We start from the raw sequence: 16,753 nt of genomic DNA on the forward strand, positions 1-16,753 counted from the left end.
CATCATTTGCGATCAGCGACAATCCCCAGCAGCACCAACACCACCAACAGCACCGGCGCCAGGCTGTAGTTGTTGAACTGGCTCAACCCCTTCAGCACCCAGGGCGTGGCATAGATCAAGGCCGCGCCACTGCCGATCACGCACATCAAGGCGATCAGGGGCACTCGCAGCATGCCCGAGAGCGAGCCCAGGCGGCCCTCGGCCCACGCCTTCACATCGGCGCCGAACAGCACCAGCACACAGCCCACCAAGGCCAGGGAGATCTCCGAAAGGTTGCCTCGGCCCCAGCGGGACACGGTGGCGAGCAGATCGAGCACGAAATCCATCAGGACAATCCTTATACCAGGAAGTATTGCAGCAGGTCGTTGAGGAACAACTGCCCGCGGGCAGTGGCGACCAGACGCGTCGGTTCGACCTGTAAAAGGCCCTTTTGTTCGGCGCCGGCGCGTGCCGTCGCCAGTGACTGCAGGGACAGGCCGGTGCGTTGCGCGAACAGCCCGGCATCGACGCCCTGGGTGAGGCGCAGCGCGTTCATCAGGAACTCGAAGGGCAGCTCGTCTGCGGTCAAGGCCTTCTCGCCGGCCTTGAATGGCTTGGCGGGGTTCAGGTAATCCTTGGGCAGGCGGGTTTTCCAGGTACGCACGATGCGTCCATCAGGGTGGCTCAGCTTGCCGTGGGCACCGGCGCCGATGCCGATGAAGTCGCCGAAGCTCCAGTAGTTGAGGTTGTGCCGCGCTGCCTTGCCTGGCCTGGCATAGGCCGACACTTCGTACTGGCCGAAGCCATGCTCGGCCAGCAGGGCCTGACCGGCCTCCTGGATGTCCCAGAGAATATCGTCCTCGGGCAGCACGGGTGGCTGGTTCCAGAACACCGTGTTGGGTTCCAGGGTCAGCTGGTACCAGGACAGGTGCGTGGGCGCCAGGGCAATGGCCTGGCGCAGATCGTCCAGTGCCTCTTCCAGGGACTGATCGGGCAGGCCGTGCATCAGGTCCAGGTTGAAGTTGTCGAAACCGGCTCGGCGCGCCATTTCGGCAGCGCGCAAGGCTTCGTCACCGGTGTGGATGCGGCCCAGCGCCTCGAGCTTCTGCGGCTGGAAGCTCTGGATGCCGATGGACAGGCGGTTGATCCCCAGCTTGCGATAGGCGACGAACTTGTCCTGTTCGAAGGTCCCGGGGTTGGCCTCCAGGGTGATCTCGATGTCGGGCGCGAAGGCGATGCGTTGCTCGACGCCGGCCAGCAGTCTGCCCAGGGCGGCTGCGCTGAACAGGCTGGGCGTGCCGCCGCCGAAAAAGATCGAACTCAGCGGGCGTCCGTAGACCGCGCGCAAGTCCTGGTCCAGGTCGGCCAGCAGGGCATCGATGTATTCTTCTTCGGGCAGAACCGGGCTGGCAGTGTGGGAATTGAAGTCGCAGTACGGGCATTTGCGCACGCACCAGGGGATGTGGACGTACAGCGCCAGCGGTGGCAGCTGCACCAGCGCCTGGTCGGGACGCGGCGCCGGCGGATAAAGCAGTCGGTCGTTCATGCAAGGCTCAAGCGTTGGCGCAGCAAGGCCATGGCACGGGCGCGGTGGCTCAGTTGGTTCTTCTGTGTCGGGTCGAGTTCGGCGCTGGAACAATTGCGTTCGGGCACCCAGAACAACGGGTCGTAGCCGAATCCGTGAGCGCCGCTGGCGGCGTGCAGGATGCGACCGTGCCACAGCCCTTCGCAGAGGATCGGCAGCGGGTCGTCGGCGTGCCGCACCAGGGCCAGGACGCAGACGAACTGCGCGCCGCGCTGCTCGTCGGGCACGCCCTGCAAGGCGTCGAGCAGCTTGGCATTGTTGGCGGCATCGCCCTGGCCATCGGCATAGCGCGCCGAATAGATGCCCGGAGCACCGCCAAGAAAGTCCACGGCCAGGCCGGAGTCGTCGGCTAACGCAGGCAGGCCGGACAGGCGTGCGGCGTTGCGTGCCTTGAGGATGGCGTTCTCGACGAACGACAGCCCGGTTTCCTCGGGCTCGACCTGGCTGAATTCACCGACCGAACGAAGTTGCACCGCCCCGCCGAGCATGGCCTGCAGTTCCTTGAGCTTGCCGGCGTTATGGCTGGCGAGGACGAGTTGGGTGAAGTTGATCATGGTTGTGAATGGGTTCCGAAGGGTTCAAAGAGCCAGTTCATGCGGTCTGTCTGGTGAATCCAGTCGTCTGCTTCGCGGGCAGAGCCCGCGAATAAGAGGTCTACACCGCCACCCGATGCTCGCGCAGCCCGGGGCTGCTGACCCGGTAGATGCCGATCTCGCCCAGAAGGTTGGGCCAGATCTTGCTCGCCCACCCGTGGCGGTGCTGTTGATCCACTGCCAGGCGGTTGAGCACCTGCGCGCGACGCTCGCTGCACAGGGCCTCGAAGTCGGCAAAGGTGCAGAAGTGGATGTTCGGCGTGTTGTACCACGTATACGGCAGGAACTCGGATACCGGCATGTGGCCCTTGCTGGCCAGGTACCAACGGCAGCGCCAGTGGCCGAAATTGGGGAAGGTGATGATGCATTGGCGACCGACTCGCAGCATTTCGTCGAGAATACGGTCAGGGTATTCTACCGCCTGCAGCGCCTGGGTCATGACCACGATGTCGAAACTGTTGCTGGCGAAGTTGCCCAGGCCTTTGTCCAGGTCCTGCTCGATGACGTTGATGCCCTTGCGCACGCATTCGGTGATGTTGTCCGCATCGATTTCCAGGCCGTAGCCGGTGACTTGCTTGTGGTCGCGCAGCCAGGCGAGCAACTCGCCATTGCCACAGCCCAGGTCGAGCACGCGGCTGCCGGCAGGGATCCAGTCCTGGATGATTTCTAGGTCAGCTCTCATGGATGCCTCACAGTGCAATGCGGTTCATGTAGCTGCTGAACGCCTGCAGATACCGTGGAATGGGGATCAGGAAAGCGTCATGCCCCTGCGGCGCGTCGATTTCCAGGTAGCAGACGTCTTTCTTCGCGGCCATCAAGGCGTCGACCAACTCGCGCGAGCGCGCTGGCGAAAAACGCCAGTCGGTGGTGAACGACATCACGCAGAACTTGGCCTGCACATGGGCGAACGTGGCGGCCAGATCATCGTCGTGAGCTGCGGCGGGGTCGAAGTAGTCCAGCGCCTTGGTCATCAGCAGGTAGGTATTGGCGTCGAAGCGACCGGAGAATTCCTCGCCCTGATAACGCAGGTAGCTTTCCACCTGGAATTCCACGCTGTGGAAATCGTAGTTGAGCTTTTCGCTCTTCAGGCCACGGCCGAATTTCTCGCCCATCGAGTCATCCGACAGGTACGTGATGTGCCCGACCATGCGCGCCAGCATCAGGCCGCGTTTGGGAATCACCCCGCGGGCCTGGAAATCACCGCCATGGAACTCGGGGTCGGACAGGATGGCCTGGCGCGCCACCTCGTTGAAGGCGATATTCTGTGCGCTGAGCTTGGGCGCCGAAGCGATTGCCAGGCAGTGACGAACGCGCTCGGGGTAGGTGATGGTCCACTGCAAGGCCTGCATGCCGCCCAGGCTGCCTCCAACCACCGCCGCCCACTGGGTGATTCCCAGGGCGTCTGCCAGGCAGGCCTGGCTGTGAACCCAGTCTTCGACGGTCAATACCGGGAAATCGGCGCCGAACGGTTTGCCGGTGTCGGGATCGATGCTGCTGGGCCCGGTGGAACCGTTGCAGCCGCCCAGATTGTTCAGGCTGACCACGAAGAAGCGGTTGGTATCGATGGGCTTGCCGGGACCGATGCAGCTGTCCCACCAACCCGGCTTGCGGTCGTCGGCGGAGTGGTAGCCGGCGGCGTGGTGATGGCCCGACAGCGCGTGGCAGATCAGCACCGCGTTGCTGGCACTGGCGTTGAGCTGGCCGTAAGTCTCGTAGATCAGGTCGTAGGCGGGCAGCGAGCGTCCGCAGGCCAGGGCCAGGGGTTCGCTGAAGTGGGCAATTTGTGGAGCGACCAGACCGACGCAATCATCGGGAAAGACAGTGGACATCGACCCTGCTCACGCTTGAATGAGGCGTAAGTCTAAAGAGCGCGGGGCACAGGGGCAAGCAGCGCTTGGCGGGGTTCGAGGCACGCAGGCAGGGAGCGTTTGCCGCGTGCGTGAAAGCCCATCGGGACCTTCACGCAGGCGGCATGCGGCGGTCAGATCAGCAGGCGCAGGATCTGCGGCATGCCGGTACTCATGGCCAGGTTGTTGATGACCAGCATGTCCAGCAGCTTGAGTACCATGAAGGCCAGGATTGGCGAGATGTCCAGGCCACCCAGGTTGGGCAGGATGCGCCGGAACGGCGCCAGAGCCGGCTCGCAGATCTGGTTGACCAGCTCGGCACCCGGGTTGTGGCTCTGCGGCGCGACCCAGGAAAGGATCACGCTGATGATCATGGCGAAGAAGAAGATCTTCAGGAACAGCGCGGTCACCCCGATGATCGACCACACCAGCAACTGCAAGGGGTTGCCGGTGGTGCCGTAGGCGAGCAGCAAGGTCAGCGCCATGATGATCATCTGGATGACGATGGCCAGCAGCAGCGAGGACATGTCCAGCCCGAACAGGCTGGGGATGATCCGCCGCACCGGCTTTAGCAGCGGCTGCGTGGCGCGCACGATGAACTGGCACAGCGGATTGTAGAAGTCGGCACGCACCAGCTGCAGCACGAAGCGCAGCAGCATGATCAACAGATACAGGCTGCCCAGGGTTTGCACGACATAGATCGCCGCGGTATTGAGACCGTACATGAAAGCTCCTTGATGACCTGGTTATTGACCCAGCTGTTCGGCCAGCTCGGCCGAACGCCGGGCGGCGGCGTTCAGGGCGTTCTGCACCAGGGTTTCGAACCCTTCGGACTGGAATGACTTGATGGCCGCTTCGGTGGTACCGGCGGGTGAGGTGACGCGACGACGCAGTTCGGCAGCGTCGACGTCGCTGGCCACGGCCATGTGCGCGGCGCCCAGGGCGGTCTGCAGGGTCAGCCGGGCAGCCGTCTCGTGCGGCAGTCCGAGTTTTTCACCGGCGGCGGTCATGGCTTCTATCAACAGAAAGAAGTAGGCCGGGCCGCTGCCGGACACGGCGGTGACCGCATCCAGCTGCTGTTCTTCATCCAGCCAAAGGGCCAGGCCGACCGCGCCCAGCAAGTCTTCGGCCTGCTGGCGTTGTTCGGCATTGACGTCGGCGGTGGCGTACAGGCCGCTGGTGCCCTGGCGCAAAAGCGCGGGAGTGTTGGGCATGCAGCGCACGATCGGCTGTTGCTCGCCGAGCCACGCCTGCAGGCTCGCGCAGTTGATGCCCGCGGCGATCGAGACCACCAACTGACCGGGTGCCAGGCTCGGTGCCAGCGATTGGCACACGTCCTTCATGCCTTGCGGCTTCACGGCCAGCACCACCACGTCGACCCCCTCGATGGCCTCGGCGTTGTCGGCGAACACCTCGATGCCATGTTCGGCCGCTACCTTGTCACGCTGTTCGGCGCCGCGGTCGCTGGCGCGGATGTGGCTGGCTTCGACACCCTGCGCGCGCAGGCCGCCGATCAGGCTGGCGGCCATGTTGCCGGCGCCGATGAAGGCAATACGAGTGTTGCTCATGAAGGATCCTTGCTCAGAGGTGAGGAGGCCACAGCGGTGTGCGCCGGGGAGGTGTCTTGGCCGTAGTTGCGCGCGCCGAACAGCGCCGTGCCGATGCGCACCCACGTGGCGCCCTGGGCGATGGCTGCCTCCAGATCGTGGCTCATGCCCATGGACAAGGTGTCCAGCGGCATTGGCAGATCGTGCTGCAGCGCACGCACGCGGGCAAAGGCAGCGTTCTGCAGGGCGATGTCATCGGTGGGCTCCGGTATGGCCATGAGGCCACGCAGACGCAGGTTGGGCAGCGCGGCGATGGCGCTGGCCAGGGTGTCTACGTCGTCGGGATCGCAGCCGGACTTGCTGGCCTCGCCGCTGACATTGACCTGGATGCAGATGTTCAGGGGGCCAAGCGCGGCCGGGCGTTGTTCGCTGAGCCGTTGGGCGATCTTGAGGCGGTCCACGGAATGTACCCAGTCGAAGTGTTCGGCGATTGCGCGCGTCTTGTTCGATTGAATGGGGCCGATGAAGTGCCAGATCAAGGGCAGGTCGGCGAGTTCCAGCTGTTTGCCCAGGGCTTCCTGCAGATAGTTTTCGCCGAAGTCACGGATGCCGGCGGCGAATGCCTCGCGCATGGCGGCGGCAGGCTTGGTCTTGCTGACCGCGAGCAGGCCGACTTGGCCGGGCTCGCGTTGCGCCTGTCGGACAGCGGCTGCGATTCGGGCACTCACTTGCGAAATGTTGTCTGCTATCGTGGACATTGAATTCGTGCCGGCGGGTTTCAGGTCTGCGGCATTCTACCTGCTTGTCTGTATTTGGGGAGTCTCATGGACATTACCGAGCTGTTGGCCTTCAGTGCGAAACAAGGCGCATCCGACCTGCACCTGTCCGCAGGCCTGCCGCCGATGATTCGGGTGGATGGCGACGTGCGCCGTATCAACCTGCCGGCGCTGGACGACAAACAGGTCCAGGCGCTGATCTACGACATCATGAACGACAAGCAGCGCAAGGACTTCGAGGAGTTTCTGGAAACCGACTTTTCTTTCGAAGTGCCCGGTGTGGCGCGCTTTCGGGTCAACGCGTTCAACCAGAACCGCGGTGCCGGTGCAGTGTTTCGGACCATTCCGTCCAAGGTGCTGAGCATGGACGACCTGGGCATGGGAGATGTGTTTCGCAAGATTACCGAGGTGCCGCGCGGGCTGGTGCTGGTCACCGGGCCGACCGGGTCGGGCAAGTCGACTACCCTGGCGGCGATGATCGATTACCTCAACAGCAACAAGCACCATCACATCCTGACCGTGGAAGATCCGATCGAATTCGTCCACGAGTCGAAGAAGTGCCTGGTCAACCAGCGTGAAGTGCACCGCGACACCTTGGGGTTCTCCCACGCCTTGCGCTCGGCGTTGCGTGAGGACCCGGACGTGATCCTGGTGGGCGAAATGCGCGACCTGGAAACCATTCGGCTGGCGTTGACGGCGGCCGAGACCGGGCACCTGGTGTTCGGCACGCTGCATACCACGTCGGCGGCGAAGACCATCGACCGGGTGGTCGATGTGTTTCCGGCAGAGGAAAAGTCGATGGTGCGTTCAATGCTGTCCGAATCGCTGCAGGCAGTGATTTCCCAGACCTTGCTGAAGAAGATTGGCGGCGGGCGGGTGGCTGCGCACGAGATCATGATCGGCACCCCGGCGATTCGTAATCTCATCCGTGAAGACAAGGTCGCGCAGATGTACTCGTCGATCCAGACAGGTGGGTCGCTGGGCATGCAGACCTTGGACATGTGCCTGAAGAACCTGCTCGCCCAAGGCATCATCAGCCGCGACTCGGCGCGCGAAAAGGCCAAGTCCCCGGACAACTTCTGATCGGTGCATATCCCGCTGCACCGTGGCGTACGTTTCGCGGCCACTGGCCGCTCCTACAGAGAATGGCAGTCATCCGTAGGAGCGGCCAGTGGCCGCGAAGGGCGCACCGCGGTCGGGCTGATGCCCTGCGGTGAATGGGTTGCGGCCGATGACCGCTCCTACAGACAGTTGCGCTCATCCGTAGGAGCGGCCAGTGGCCGCGAAGGGCGCGCCGCGGAAAGAGGGATTAGCGCTGGACGATGCGCAGCGCGGGCTCTTTGGGCAGGACGCGCTTGGCGACGGCGTAGTGGGTGTTCCAGTACGGTTTCTTCAAGGTGTCGATGGTCACGGCCTTGCCACGACGCGGGGCATGGATAAAGCGGTCGTTGCCCAGGTAGATGGCGACGTGATTCACCTTGCGGCTCTTGATGTTGAAAAACACCAGGTCACCCGGCTTGAGGTCCTTGCGTTCAACCTTGACGCCGTGGCCCGCAGCCATGGCGTTGGACGTACGCGGCAGATCAACGGCTTTCACGTCGTTGAAGGCATACTTGACCAGGCCACTGCAGTCGAAACCCTTGCTCGGGCTGCTGCCGCCCCAGCGATAGGGGGTGCCAAGCACGTTGACCGCGCGGCTGAGCACATCGCTGCTCTGCTTGGACGAGGCGCTGCCGACCTTGACCGCGGTAACCTTGGCCAGGGCCTGGTTGTTGCTGGCGGGGCGGGTCACGACGATGCGTGGGGCGCGTTGCGATTGTTCGGTAGCGGACTGGGCGGTGTAGCCATTGAAGCCAGCGGGAAGTCGTTGCTCACGATTGGTGGCGTGGGCGGCCAGGGGCAATAATAGGCAGATGGTCAGCCATGTCTTGAAAAATGGACGCATTCGGCAGGGCTCATGTGGGTAGGCGCGCAACTTTATAACAGCTTTTTGTGTGGTTTTTAATCCGCTGGTCGAGGCACGCAGGTCGCAAATGGCACCAATCGGGCGCAGAATTGTCCTTTGTGCGGCACGCAACTCAGGTGCTGCAAGGGTTCAGCCGATGTCGGTCACAGAAATGCCATACGTCGGGACGGGGTAAAAAAGTCACAAATCCGTTCAAAAAATTTTTATATCAGAGGGCGCACATCAACAATGAACAGCTATCGGATCCACGATACCCACAGCAAAGTCATGGGCTACCTGTTGTGGATTTTGGGCTTTACCGGTGCTCATCGCTTCTACTACGGCAAGCCGGTGACCGGGACGATCTGGTTTTTCACCCTGGGGCTGTTCGGCATTGGCTGGCTCATCGACCTGTTCCTGATTCCGGCCATGGACCGGCACGCCGACATGCGCTTTCACAGCGGCCAGACCAACTACAACGTGGCCTGGGTACTGCTGACTTTTCTCGGTTTGTTCGGTGTGCACCGCATGTATATGGGCAAGTGGATCACCGGGGTGATCTACCTGCTGACTGGGGGGTTGTTCTTGGTGGGAGTGCTGTATGACTTCTGGACGCTGAATGATCAGGTGTCGATGAAGAACGCGCAGCGCGGGTAGGTCGTTCAGGCTGCAGCCCCGGCTGCGCTGTGTCAGGCAGACCGCAGCGAGGCCTTCGCGGCCGCTGACCGCTCCTACGGGGATGGTCGTTTGTGGGAGCGGGCTCTGCCCGCGAAGAAGTGGGTGCGGTGCATCAGGCAGACCACAGTGAGGCCTTCGCGGCCGCTGACCGCTCCTACAGGGATGGTGTCGTCTGTAGGAGCGGGGGGGATCAGCCAGTGAAGCTGATATGCCCATCCACCAAGGTGTAACGCACGGCGCCCGGCAACGTGTGACCGAGGAACGGGCAGTTGGCCCCCTTGGACAACCAGCGCTCGCCGGCCACCGTCGAGACGCCTTCATCGAACAGCACCAGATCCGCCGCCGCGCCCACCTGCAAGCGGCCTGCCGGCAAACGCATGGCCTCGGCCGGGCCCTGGCCCAGGCGCGCGAGCAAGGTCGGCAGGTCGAGCAAGCCGTCCTGCACCAGGGTCAGGGCCAACGGCAATAGCAGCTCGACACTGCTGATACCCGGCTCGGTCGCACCGAACGGGGCCAGTTTGGCATCACGGTCGTGGGGCTGGTGATGGCTGGCAATGGCCTGCACCACGCCCTTCTTCACCGCTGCACGCAAGCCTTCCCGATCCGCCGCCGAGCGCAGCGGCGGTTGCACGTGATACAGGCTGGAAAATCCGGTCAGCGCCTCGTCGGTCAGAATCAACTGGTACAGCGCCACGTCCGCCGTGACCGGCAGGCCGCGGGCCTGCGCCTGTTCGATCAGCTCGACGCCACGTGCGGTGGTCAATTGGCTGAAGTGCGCACGCACCCCGCTTTGTTCGACCAGCAGCAAGTCACGTGCAAGGGCGACGGTTTCAGCCGTTTCCGGAATGCCTGCCAGGCCAAGGAAGCTGGCCGTAGGGCCGTCGTGGGCGAGCCCGCCGGCGGACAGGTCGCGGTCCTGGGAATGGAAGATCACCGTCAGGTCGAACGTTGCGGCGTACTCAAGCGCACGACACAGCGTCCGGTGGTTGCCGAAGCTGTTCAGGCCGTTGCCGAAGGCAATGCAGCCGGCATCGCGCAAGGCGATCAGTTCCGCCAGTTGCTCGCCTTCCAGGCCCTTGCTCAACGCGCCGATCGGAAACACCTTGGCATGCCCAGCCTCGCGGGCGCGATCCAGGATCAGCTCGGCCACTGCCGAGGTATCGAGGATCGGCTTGGTCAGCGGCGGGCAGCACAGGCTGGTGACGCCACCGGCAGCTGCGGCACGGGTTTCACTGGCGATGGTGCCCTTGCGGCTGTAGCCGGGCTCGCGCAGCGACACGCTGAGGTCGACCAGGCCGGGCGCTGCCACCAGGCCGCTGGCGTCCAGGCGCTGGCTGGCGGTGAAATCGGCGGGCGCATCGCCGATGGCCACGATTCGCCCCTGGCTGATATGCAGGTCGCTGATCTGGTCCAGACCACTGGCGGGGTCGATCACCCGTGCACCGATAATACTGAGGCTCACTGGACGCTCTCCTGCTCGAATTGACGCTGGGCCGTCTGCCCGCTCATGGCCATCGACAACACCGCCATGCGGACTGCGATGCCGTAGGTGACCTGGTTGAGAATTACCGAATGGGGTCCGTCGGCGACGGCCGATTCGATCTCGACGCCACGGTTGATCGGCCCTGGGTGCATGACGATGGCATCGGGCTTGGCGCCAGCCAGGCGCGCGGTGGTCAAACCGTAGAGGCGATAGAACTCGCCTTCGCTGGGCAGCAGGCCACCGGTCATGCGTTCACGCTGCAGGCGCAGCATGATCACCACATCGACATCCTTGAGGCCCTGCTCCAGGTCGGTAAACACCTTGACGCCATACTGCTCGACGCCGATGGGCAGCAGCGTCTTCGGGCCGATCACGCGGATGTCCGGGCAGCCCAGGGTCTTGAGGGCGATCATGTTCGAGCGCGCTACCCGCGAGTGCAGGATGTCGCCGACGATCGCTACCGACAGGTTCTCGAAGCCGCCTTTGTGGCGGCGAATCGTGAGCATGTCGAGCATGCCCTGGGTCGGGTGGGCATGGCGGCCATCGCCACCGTTGATGATGGCCACTTCCGGGCTGACGTGCTCGGCGATGAAGTGCGCGGCCCCGGAGTCGGCGTGGCGCACGACGAACATGTCGGCGGCCATCGCTTCGAGGTTGCGCAGGGTGTCGAACAGGGTTTCACCCTTGCTGGTCGAGGAGGTCGACACGTTCAGGGTGATGACGTCGGCCGACAGGCGCTGGGCGGCGAGCTCGAAGGTGGTGCGCGTGCGCGTGGAGTTTTCGAAGAACACGTTGCACACGGTCTTGCCGCGCAGCAACGGGACTTTCTTGACCGCACGGGCGCCGACTTCAAGGAACGAATCAGCGGTATCGAGCACTTCGGTCAGTAGTTCGCGGGACAAGCCGTCGAGGGAAAGAAAATGGCGTAGCTGGCCCTGGTCATTGAGCTGCAGCGGGCGCTTGGCGTCGATAGGCGTCATGGCGGGGGCTCTTAAAGGCTGGAGGCGGAAACGAGGTCCTGGCGCTCGAGGGCGAGCGGGGACGGGCCGAGCAATTTTACCCGTTCATGGGCAGCCAGCGACAGGGTGGCACCGACGATGTCGGGGCGAATCGGCAGCTCGCCGGCGTCCAGGTCGAGCAGGCACACCAAGGTCACGCTGGCAGGGCGGCCGTAGTCGAACAGTTCATTGAGGGCGGCGCGGACGGTGCGGCCACTCATCAGCACGTCGTCGATCAGCACCAGATGCTGGCCCTCGATCTCGAAGGGCAGGGCCGAGGGGCGCACTTGCGGGTGCAGGCCGTTCTGGCTGAAGTCGTCGCGGTAGAACGACACGTCCAGGGTGCCCAGCGCAGCCTTGCTGTCCATGGCTTGCAGCAACGCCTGAGCGACCCAGACACCGCCGCTGTGAATGCCGATGTAGCGCGGCTCGGCAATGGAGCGCTTGGCCAGATGGGCCTTGAGGTCGACAGCCATCGCGCCGATCAGCTCGGCCGGGTTGGGAAGGCTCATGTGTGCTCCTGTGGTTGAGATCGTCCGAAGAGAGGGGTGCAACGTGGCGCGGCTTGCACCGCACCTGTAGCAGCGGCGCGAGCCGCGTCGGCGGTCGTGCGGTGTATCTGGAAGAATGCGTCGAGGCCGGACGGGCGGTGTATCTGGAAAAATGCGTCGGGGCCGGACGCGGCTTGCGCCGCTGCTACAGGGGGCTGGGGTGCGGCGGCTGTCATCTTCAGGCGTTGTCACCCAGCGCGTTGGCCTCCAGCCAGCCCTGCAACAGCAGCTTGGCAGCGATGGCGTCGACCGGGTTGTCGCGGTAGCTGCCGCGCTGCCCGCCACGGGCCATGCGCTCGCCCTTGGCCTCGAAGGTGGTCAGTCGTTCATCGTGGGTGTGCACCGGGATGTTGAAGCGGCCGTTCAGGCGGCGGGCGAACTTTTCTGCCCGCTCGCTCATTTCGCTGGGGCTGCCGTCCATGTTCAGCGGCAGGCCGACGACGATGGCGTCCGGCTGCCATTCCTTGATCAGCGCTTCGACGCGGGTCCAGTCGGGCACGCCGTTCTGGGCCTTGAGGGTACACAGTTCACGGGCCTGGCCGGTGATCACCTGGCCGACCGCGAAGCCGATCTGCTTGGTGCCGTAATCCACGCCGAGCAGCAGTCTGGGTGCGCTCATCAGGCGTGGCCCGCCTGGCTGGTCAGCAGGCTGAGGTTGATGCCCAGGCGTGCCGCCGCCGCGCCGAGGCGCTGGTCGCTGTCGGTATTGAACAGGATATCGGCATCGAAAGGGCAGGTCAGCCAGGCATTGTCGGCCAGTTCGGCTTCCAGCTGACCGGCTTCCCAGCCGGCGTAGCCCAAGGTGATCAGGCTTTGCTCGGGACCCGCGCCATCGGCGATGGCGAACAGGATGTCCTGGGAGGTGGACAGCGAGACCTCGCCCAGCTCGACCGTGGCCTGGAACACCGGGCCGCTGGGGTGCAGAACGAAGCCGCGGTCGGTCTGCACCGGCCCGCCGTTGTAGATGGGCACCTGCTGGCAGGAAGCCGGTGGTTCGGTGTCCGGCCGCAACTGCTCGAGTATGTCGGCCAGGTTCAGGTCCTGCAGGCGGTTGACCACCAGGCCCATCGCGCCATTGGGCGTGTGCTCGACGATGTAGGTCAAGGTATGGGCAAAATTGGGGTCCGCCATGTGCGGCATGGCGATCAGGAACTGGTTCCTGAGGTAGCTCGTTTCGACGTTTTTCATGACCTGTAGTGTGGCGTCGGCCTGCCAGCCTGACAAGCTTGCAGGCGCAGTTTCATGTGTCTCAATTGCTCTGCAGGCGATCGCCCTTGGCGAAGCGCCAGGTACGGATGATCTCCAGGCGGTCGACGTCGGCCAGATCGCCGGTGAAAGGCGCGAACGGCGCGGCCAGGCGCACGATGCGCTGGGCCGCCTGATCGAGCAGCGGCTGGCCGGACGATTCGAGCACCAACACCTCGTAGAGCGAGCCGTCGCTGTTGATCGACACCATCAGCCGCAGGCTGCCGTAGATCTGCTGGCGGCGTGCCTCGTCGGGGTAATTGAGGTTGCCGATGCGTTCGACTTTCTTGCGCCAGTCATCCTTGTACCAGGCACCCTTGTCGCGCATGGTCGAGGCCGCGCTCAAACGGTGGATGCGCGGACGCTTGGCGTAGGCCTGCTGCTCGTGGGACAGCTCGGCTTCCAGGCTGGCGATCTCGCTGGACAGCTGCGAGCTGTCGAATTCCGGGGTAACGGCCTTTGGCTTGGGGTCGGGCTTGACCGGTGGCGGTCGTGCCTCGGTCTTCACCGGCCGGGGGGCCGTGGTGGCGATGGCCTTCTTCAGCGGTGCAGGCTCGGGCTGGGTGACCGGCTTGGGCGCAGGCGGTGGCGTCACCTTGTTGATCTTGCTGTCCTGGAAGGGCGCGACTTCAGTGGTCTTGGGCACGGCCTTCTTGTCCAGGGTGCCGCTGCCTTGCTGGTTGTCCTGGGCAAGAAAATCCGCATCCTTGGGCGCGGTCTGGCTCTTGAGCGGTGCCAGGGTCACTTCCAGGGTCTTGCTGATCTGGGTAGGCGGCTGCGTGCCGAAGCCCACGCCGACGATCAGGGCGACGTGCAGCAGCGCGGCGAGGAACAGGGTAAAACCCAGCCGATCCGCAGGGCGGGCGCCGATGCGGGTCAGTTCAGCAGGGAGGTCGGCGGGCAGCGTCATGAAGAATCCGGCAGGCGTGCAACCCGGGCGGCGATGCGCGCCCGGCAACTGAAAGGGCGTGCATCATAACCCGGAGCAGGGGCGTAGGGTCAGCGTGCCTTGAGCTTGCGATCGATGGCGTCCATCAATTGGCCGCCGATGTCGGTGCCGAATGCGGCGTCGATTTCGCGGATGCAGGTCGGGCTGGTGACGTTGATCTCGGTGAGGTGCTCGCCGATCACGTCCAGGCCGACGAACAACAGGCCCCGGGCGCGCAGCGACGGGCCGACCTGTTCGGCGATCCAGCGGTCCTTGTCGCTCAGCGGACGCGCTTCGCCACGCCCCCCGGCTGCCAGGTTGCCGCGAGTCTCGCCGCTGGCGGGAATACGCGCCAGGCAGTAGGGCACCGGCTCGCCGTCGATCATCAGGATGCGTTTGTCGCCGTCCTTGATCGCCGGCAGGTAGCGCTGCGCCATGATCTGCTGGGTACCCATGGCCGTCAGCGTTTCGAGGATGACCGACAGGTTCGGATCGCCCACCCGATGGCGGAAGATCGAGGTGCCGCCCATGCCGTCCAGCGGCTTGAGAATGACGTCGCCATGTTCGGCGGCGAACTCGCGCAGGATGTCGGCCCGACGGCTGACCAGCGTGGGCGGGGTCAGTTGCGGGAACAGCGTGGCGAACATCTTTTCATTGCAGTCGCGCAGGCTCTGCGGCTTGTTCACCACCAGTACGCCCGCGGCCTCGGCCTGTTCGAGCAGGTAGGTGCTGTAGACGAATTCGAGGTCGAAGGGTGGGTCCTTGCGCATCAGGATGACGTCGAGATCGGCCAGCGGCGCGTCGAATTCCGACTCGAACTCGAACCAGTGCTGCGGGTCGGCGAAGACCTTGAGCGGACGCATCCGCGCGCGGGCCTGGCCCTGGCCTTGATACAGGTCCTGGATTTCCATGTGGAACAGCGACCAACCGCGTGCCTGGGCTGCCAGCAGCATGGCCAGCGAGCTGTCCTTCTTGTAGGAGATGTTGGCGATCGGGTCCATGACAATGCCGAGGCGAACGCTCATGGGGTAGCTCCTGTACGCGGGACGTGCCGCTTGCGAATGGGTCTTGGAAAGTGGCGTCAGGGTGGCGCCGCATGGCCCGCAGGTCAAGGGGCAGCGGCCGATGGAACGCTGTTGGAGAGTGTGCTAAAAAGGCTCGGACTTCTTTATTGCCCGCGAAGGCGCCCGTCGGGGCAAGCGCACATCAGAGCCTCCATGAAAACGTCCGAAGCCTTCAAGATCATGGTGATCGACGACTCCAAGACGATTCGTCGCAGCGCCGAACTGTTGCTCGAACAGGCAGGCTGCCAAGTGATCACCGCACTCGATGGCTTCGATGCCCTGGCCAAGATCGTCGACGAACGTCCCGATATCATCTTCATTGATGTCATGATGCCGCGCCTGGATGGCTACCAGACCTGCGCGCTGCTCAAGAGCAACAGCGCCTTCAGCGCCATTCCGGTGGTGATGTTGTCGTCGCGCGATGGCCTGTTCGACAAGGCTCGCGGCCGCAGTGTCGGCTCGGATCAATTTTTGACCAAGCCCTTCAGCAAGCAAGAACTGCTCGCCGCGATCCGCACCCATGTGCCGGGTTTCGCCGCGTAGCGAACGTTGTCCAGCCCTGGCGCGTGCCAGGGCCTTTACCGCATGGGGAACAGCATGGCTCGAATCCTGATCGTCGATGATTCGCAGACGGAAACCTACAAACTCACCGGCATGCTGGAACGGCACGGTCATGAAGTGCTCAAGGCCCAGAACGGTGCCGATGGTGTGGCCCTGGCCCGCCAGGAGAAGCCCGACGCCGTCCTCATGGACATCGTCATGCCCGGCTTGAACGGCTTCCAGGCGACCCGCCAGTTGCACAAGGACGAAGAGACCGCGCACATTCCGGTGATCATGATCACCACCAAGGATCAGGAAACCGACAAGGTCTGGGGCACTCGCCAGGGGGCCAAGGGCTACCTGACCAAGCCGGTGGACGAGGACACCTTGATCCAGACGTTGAACACCGTCCTGGCCGGTTGACCCACGCCGATGCTGGAGTCACGCACCGCCTTCGACCTGCTGCTCGACATCGACCAGCGTTGTCGCCTGCTGGCCGCCGAGCTGCCCTCGCAGGAACTGCGCCTGCAGACCTGGAGCGGCATCGGTTTTCGTCTGGCTGGGCACTGGTACGTCGCGCCCATGGGCGAGGTCGCCGAAGTGCTGCCCGAGCCACGCAGCACGCGGCTGCCGGGGGTCAGGCCCTGGGTCGTGGGCGTGTCGAACCTGCGCGGGCGGCTGTTGCCGGTCATCGACCTGGGCGGATTCTTCGGCCATGGCCTGTCGCCGCAGCGCAAACAGCACCGGGTGCTGGTGGTGGACCGAGCGGACATCTTCGTCGGCCTGCTGGTGGACGAGGTCGCAGGTCTGCAGCATTTCAGCTCGGCCAACCACCAGGCATCATTGCCCGAAATGGCGCTGGCTGCCGCCGCGCCGTTCCTGCAGGGCCACTTCCTGCGTGAACACCCCTGGTGCGTGTTCAGCCCGGCCCGGCTGGTACAGGCCCCCGCTTTCCTGGATGTAGCACTCTGAGCATGCCTATGCGTATCCGTAC

21 protein-coding genes are annotated in these 16,753 nt (G+C 64.1%); 5 read left to right on the top strand and 16 right to left on the bottom strand.

Annotated elements, in window-relative coordinates; translation table 11 throughout:
- Positions 1-2: 2 nt before the first annotated feature.
- From H7993_RS15380 to H7993_RS15415, 8 genes are all read right to left on the bottom strand, one after another.
- Entirely contained in the window at positions 3-326 is a 324-nt protein-coding gene (locus tag H7993_RS15380) for a DUF3392 domain-containing protein (RefSeq protein ID WP_122480515.1), read from the bottom strand.
- A gap of 11 nt (positions 327-337) precedes the next feature.
- A complete protein-coding gene (gene hemW, locus H7993_RS15385) occupies positions 338-1,525 on the bottom strand; it encodes a radical SAM family heme chaperone HemW (protein WP_185794907.1) in 1,188 nt (395 codons plus the stop codon).
- Positions 1,522-2,118, bottom strand: coding sequence for an RdgB/HAM1 family non-canonical purine NTP pyrophosphatase (rdgB, locus tag H7993_RS15390; RefSeq protein ID WP_043191521.1), 597 nt, complete (start codon positions 2,116-2,118; stop codon positions 1,522-1,524). The genes hemW and rdgB overlap by 4 nt, the downstream gene beginning before the upstream one ends.
- A 100-nt stretch (positions 2,119-2,218) precedes the next feature.
- On the bottom strand, positions 2,219-2,839 hold the full coding sequence (gene metW, locus H7993_RS15395) for a methionine biosynthesis protein MetW (protein ID WP_122795929.1): 621 nt from the start codon (positions 2,837-2,839) through the stop codon (positions 2,219-2,221).
- 7 nt (positions 2,840-2,846) lie between these two features.
- The gene (gene metX, locus H7993_RS15400) at positions 2,847-3,986 is read right to left on the bottom strand and encodes a homoserine O-succinyltransferase MetX (protein WP_185794908.1); all 1,140 of its coding nucleotides are present in this window, start codon (positions 3,984-3,986) and stop codon (positions 2,847-2,849) included.
- A 152-nt stretch (positions 3,987-4,138) separates the two neighbouring features.
- On the bottom strand, positions 4,139-4,729 hold the full coding sequence (locus H7993_RS15405; protein ID WP_122480512.1) for a YggT family protein: 591 nt from the start codon (positions 4,727-4,729) through the stop codon (positions 4,139-4,141).
- A 21-nt stretch (positions 4,730-4,750) separates the two neighbouring features.
- A complete protein-coding gene (gene proC, locus H7993_RS15410) occupies positions 4,751-5,572 on the bottom strand; it encodes a pyrroline-5-carboxylate reductase (RefSeq protein WP_185794909.1) in 822 nt (273 codons plus the stop codon).
- Entirely contained in the window at positions 5,569-6,309 is a 741-nt protein-coding gene (locus H7993_RS15415) for a YggS family pyridoxal phosphate-dependent enzyme (RefSeq protein ID WP_185794910.1), read from the bottom strand. Before H7993_RS15415 ends, proC begins: the two co-directional genes overlap by 4 nt.
- Positions 6,310-6,375: 66 nt before the next feature.
- Here H7993_RS15415 and H7993_RS15420 point away from each other — a divergent pair, with 66 nt between their 5' ends.
- Positions 6,376-7,410 (top strand): type IV pilus twitching motility protein PilT, encoded by a 1,035-nt coding sequence (locus H7993_RS15420; RefSeq protein ID WP_122480509.1) that lies wholly within the window; start codon positions 6,376-6,378, stop codon positions 7,408-7,410.
- A gap of 226 nt (positions 7,411-7,636) precedes the next feature.
- On the opposite strand, the gene H7993_RS15425 is transcribed toward H7993_RS15420, so the two are convergent.
- The gene (locus tag H7993_RS15425) at positions 7,637-8,272 is read right to left on the bottom strand and encodes a C40 family peptidase (RefSeq protein WP_122480508.1); all 636 of its coding nucleotides are present in this window, start codon (positions 8,270-8,272) and stop codon (positions 7,637-7,639) included.
- 249 nt (positions 8,273-8,521) lie between these two features.
- On the opposite strand from H7993_RS15425, the gene H7993_RS15430 reads away from it, so the two are divergent.
- The gene (locus H7993_RS15430) at positions 8,522-8,929 is read left to right on the top strand and encodes an NINE protein (protein ID WP_122480507.1); all 408 of its coding nucleotides are present in this window, start codon (positions 8,522-8,524) and stop codon (positions 8,927-8,929) included.
- Positions 8,930-9,140: 211 nt separating this feature from the next.
- Here H7993_RS15430 and H7993_RS15435 read toward each other — a convergent pair whose 3' ends face one another.
- The 7 genes from H7993_RS15435 to gshB form a co-directional block, all read right to left on the bottom strand.
- Entirely contained in the window at positions 9,141-10,412 is a 1,272-nt protein-coding gene (locus tag H7993_RS15435) for a dihydroorotase (RefSeq protein WP_185794911.1), read from the bottom strand.
- Positions 10,409-11,413, bottom strand: a complete 1,005-nt coding sequence (locus tag H7993_RS15440; protein ID WP_122480505.1) for an aspartate carbamoyltransferase catalytic subunit — start codon at positions 11,411-11,413, stop codon at positions 10,409-10,411. Before H7993_RS15440 ends, H7993_RS15435 begins: the two co-directional genes overlap by 4 nt.
- Positions 11,414-11,424: 11 nt before the next feature.
- Positions 11,425-11,943 carry a bifunctional pyr operon transcriptional regulator/uracil phosphoribosyltransferase PyrR gene (pyrR, locus tag H7993_RS15445; RefSeq protein ID WP_185794912.1) on the bottom strand — a complete coding sequence of 173 codons (519 nt, stop codon included), beginning with the start codon at positions 11,941-11,943 and terminating at the stop codon, positions 11,425-11,427.
- A gap of 217 nt (positions 11,944-12,160) precedes the next feature.
- Positions 12,161-12,601 carry a Holliday junction resolvase RuvX gene (gene ruvX / locus H7993_RS15450; RefSeq protein WP_122714513.1) on the bottom strand — a complete coding sequence of 147 codons (441 nt, stop codon included), beginning with the start codon at positions 12,599-12,601 and terminating at the stop codon, positions 12,161-12,163.
- Positions 12,601-13,170 carry a YqgE/AlgH family protein gene (locus H7993_RS15455; protein WP_185794913.1) on the bottom strand — a complete coding sequence of 190 codons (570 nt, stop codon included), beginning with the start codon at positions 13,168-13,170 and terminating at the stop codon, positions 12,601-12,603. Before H7993_RS15455 ends, ruvX begins: the two co-directional genes overlap by 1 nt.
- 61 nt (positions 13,171-13,231) lie before the next feature.
- Positions 13,232-14,137: an energy transducer TonB gene (locus H7993_RS15460; RefSeq protein ID WP_122480501.1), complete on the bottom strand. Its 906-nt coding sequence runs from the start codon at positions 14,135-14,137 to the stop codon at positions 13,232-13,234.
- Positions 14,138-14,226: 89 nt separating this feature from the next.
- Positions 14,227-15,180 carry a glutathione synthase gene (gene gshB, locus H7993_RS15465; RefSeq protein ID WP_122795940.1) on the bottom strand — a complete coding sequence of 318 codons (954 nt, stop codon included), beginning with the start codon at positions 15,178-15,180 and terminating at the stop codon, positions 14,227-14,229.
- Positions 15,181-15,372: 192 nt separating this feature from the next.
- Here gshB and H7993_RS15470 point away from each other — a divergent pair, with 192 nt between their 5' ends.
- Genes H7993_RS15470 through H7993_RS15480 form a run of 3 tightly spaced genes read left to right on the top strand, consistent with a single transcriptional unit; the run spans position 15,373 to position 16,731 of the window.
- Entirely contained in the window at positions 15,373-15,762 is a 390-nt protein-coding gene (locus tag H7993_RS15470) for a response regulator (protein WP_122714517.1), read from the top strand.
- A gap of 54 nt (positions 15,763-15,816) precedes the next feature.
- Positions 15,817-16,182: a twitching motility response regulator PilH gene (gene pilH / locus H7993_RS15475; protein WP_122480669.1), complete on the top strand. Its 366-nt coding sequence runs from the start codon at positions 15,817-15,819 to the stop codon at positions 16,180-16,182.
- 9 nt (positions 16,183-16,191) lie between these two features.
- Positions 16,192-16,731, top strand: coding sequence for a chemotaxis protein CheW (locus H7993_RS15480; RefSeq protein WP_185794914.1), 540 nt, complete (start codon positions 16,192-16,194; stop codon positions 16,729-16,731).
- Positions 16,732-16,753: the final 22 nt, after the last annotated feature.

This window comes from Pseudomonas baltica, from assembly GCF_014235765.1.
Lineage (GTDB): Bacteria > Pseudomonadota > Gammaproteobacteria > Pseudomonadales > Pseudomonadaceae > Aquipseudomonas > Aquipseudomonas baltica.

Coding starts and splice junctions, on each gene's coding strand:
- H7993_RS15405 (WP_122480512.1), bottom strand. CDS start 4,729: ATGTACGGTCTCAATACCGCGGCGATCTATGTCGTGCAAACCCTGGGC.
- H7993_RS15440 (WP_122480505.1), bottom strand. CDS start 11,413: ATGACGCCTATCGACGCCAAGCGCCCGCTGCAGCTCAATGACCAGGGC.
- metX (WP_185794908.1), bottom strand. CDS start 3,986: ATGTCCACTGTCTTTCCCGATGATTGCGTCGGTCTGGTCGCTCCACAA.
- H7993_RS15380 (WP_122480515.1), bottom strand. CDS start 326: ATGGATTTCGTGCTCGATCTGCTCGCCACCGTGTCCCGCTGGGGCCGA.
- H7993_RS15480 (WP_185794914.1), top strand. CDS start 16,192: ATGCTGGAGTCACGCACCGCCTTCGACCTGCTGCTCGACATCGACCAG.
- H7993_RS15470 (WP_122714517.1), top strand. CDS start 15,373: ATGAAAACGTCCGAAGCCTTCAAGATCATGGTGATCGACGACTCCAAG.
- gshB (WP_122795940.1), bottom strand. CDS start 15,180: ATGAGCGTTCGCCTCGGCATTGTCATGGACCCGATCGCCAACATCTCC.
- metW (WP_122795929.1), bottom strand. CDS start 2,839: ATGAGAGCTGACCTAGAAATCATCCAGGACTGGATCCCTGCCGGCAGC.
- pyrR (WP_185794912.1), bottom strand. CDS start 11,943: ATGAGCCTTCCCAACCCGGCCGAGCTGATCGGCGCGATGGCTGTCGAC.
- ruvX (WP_122714513.1), bottom strand. CDS start 12,601: ATGAGCGCACCCAGACTGCTGCTCGGCGTGGATTACGGCACCAAGCAG.
- pilH (WP_122480669.1), top strand. CDS start 15,817: ATGGCTCGAATCCTGATCGTCGATGATTCGCAGACGGAAACCTACAAA.
- H7993_RS15455 (WP_185794913.1), bottom strand. CDS start 13,170: ATGAAAAACGTCGAAACGAGCTACCTCAGGAACCAGTTCCTGATCGCC.
- hemW (WP_185794907.1), bottom strand. CDS start 1,525: ATGAACGACCGACTGCTTTATCCGCCGGCGCCGCGTCCCGACCAGGCG.
- H7993_RS15460 (WP_122480501.1), bottom strand. CDS start 14,137: ATGACGCTGCCCGCCGACCTCCCTGCTGAACTGACCCGCATCGGCGCC.
- H7993_RS15425 (WP_122480508.1), bottom strand. CDS start 8,272: ATGCGTCCATTTTTCAAGACATGGCTGACCATCTGCCTATTATTGCCC.
- H7993_RS15430 (WP_122480507.1), top strand. CDS start 8,522: ATGAACAGCTATCGGATCCACGATACCCACAGCAAAGTCATGGGCTAC.
- proC (WP_185794909.1), bottom strand. CDS start 5,572: ATGAGCAACACTCGTATTGCCTTCATCGGCGCCGGCAACATGGCCGCC.
- H7993_RS15415 (WP_185794910.1), bottom strand. CDS start 6,309: ATGTCCACGATAGCAGACAACATTTCGCAAGTGAGTGCCCGAATCGCA.
- H7993_RS15420 (WP_122480509.1), top strand. CDS start 6,376: ATGGACATTACCGAGCTGTTGGCCTTCAGTGCGAAACAAGGCGCATCC.
- rdgB (WP_043191521.1), bottom strand. CDS start 2,118: ATGATCAACTTCACCCAACTCGTCCTCGCCAGCCATAACGCCGGCAAG.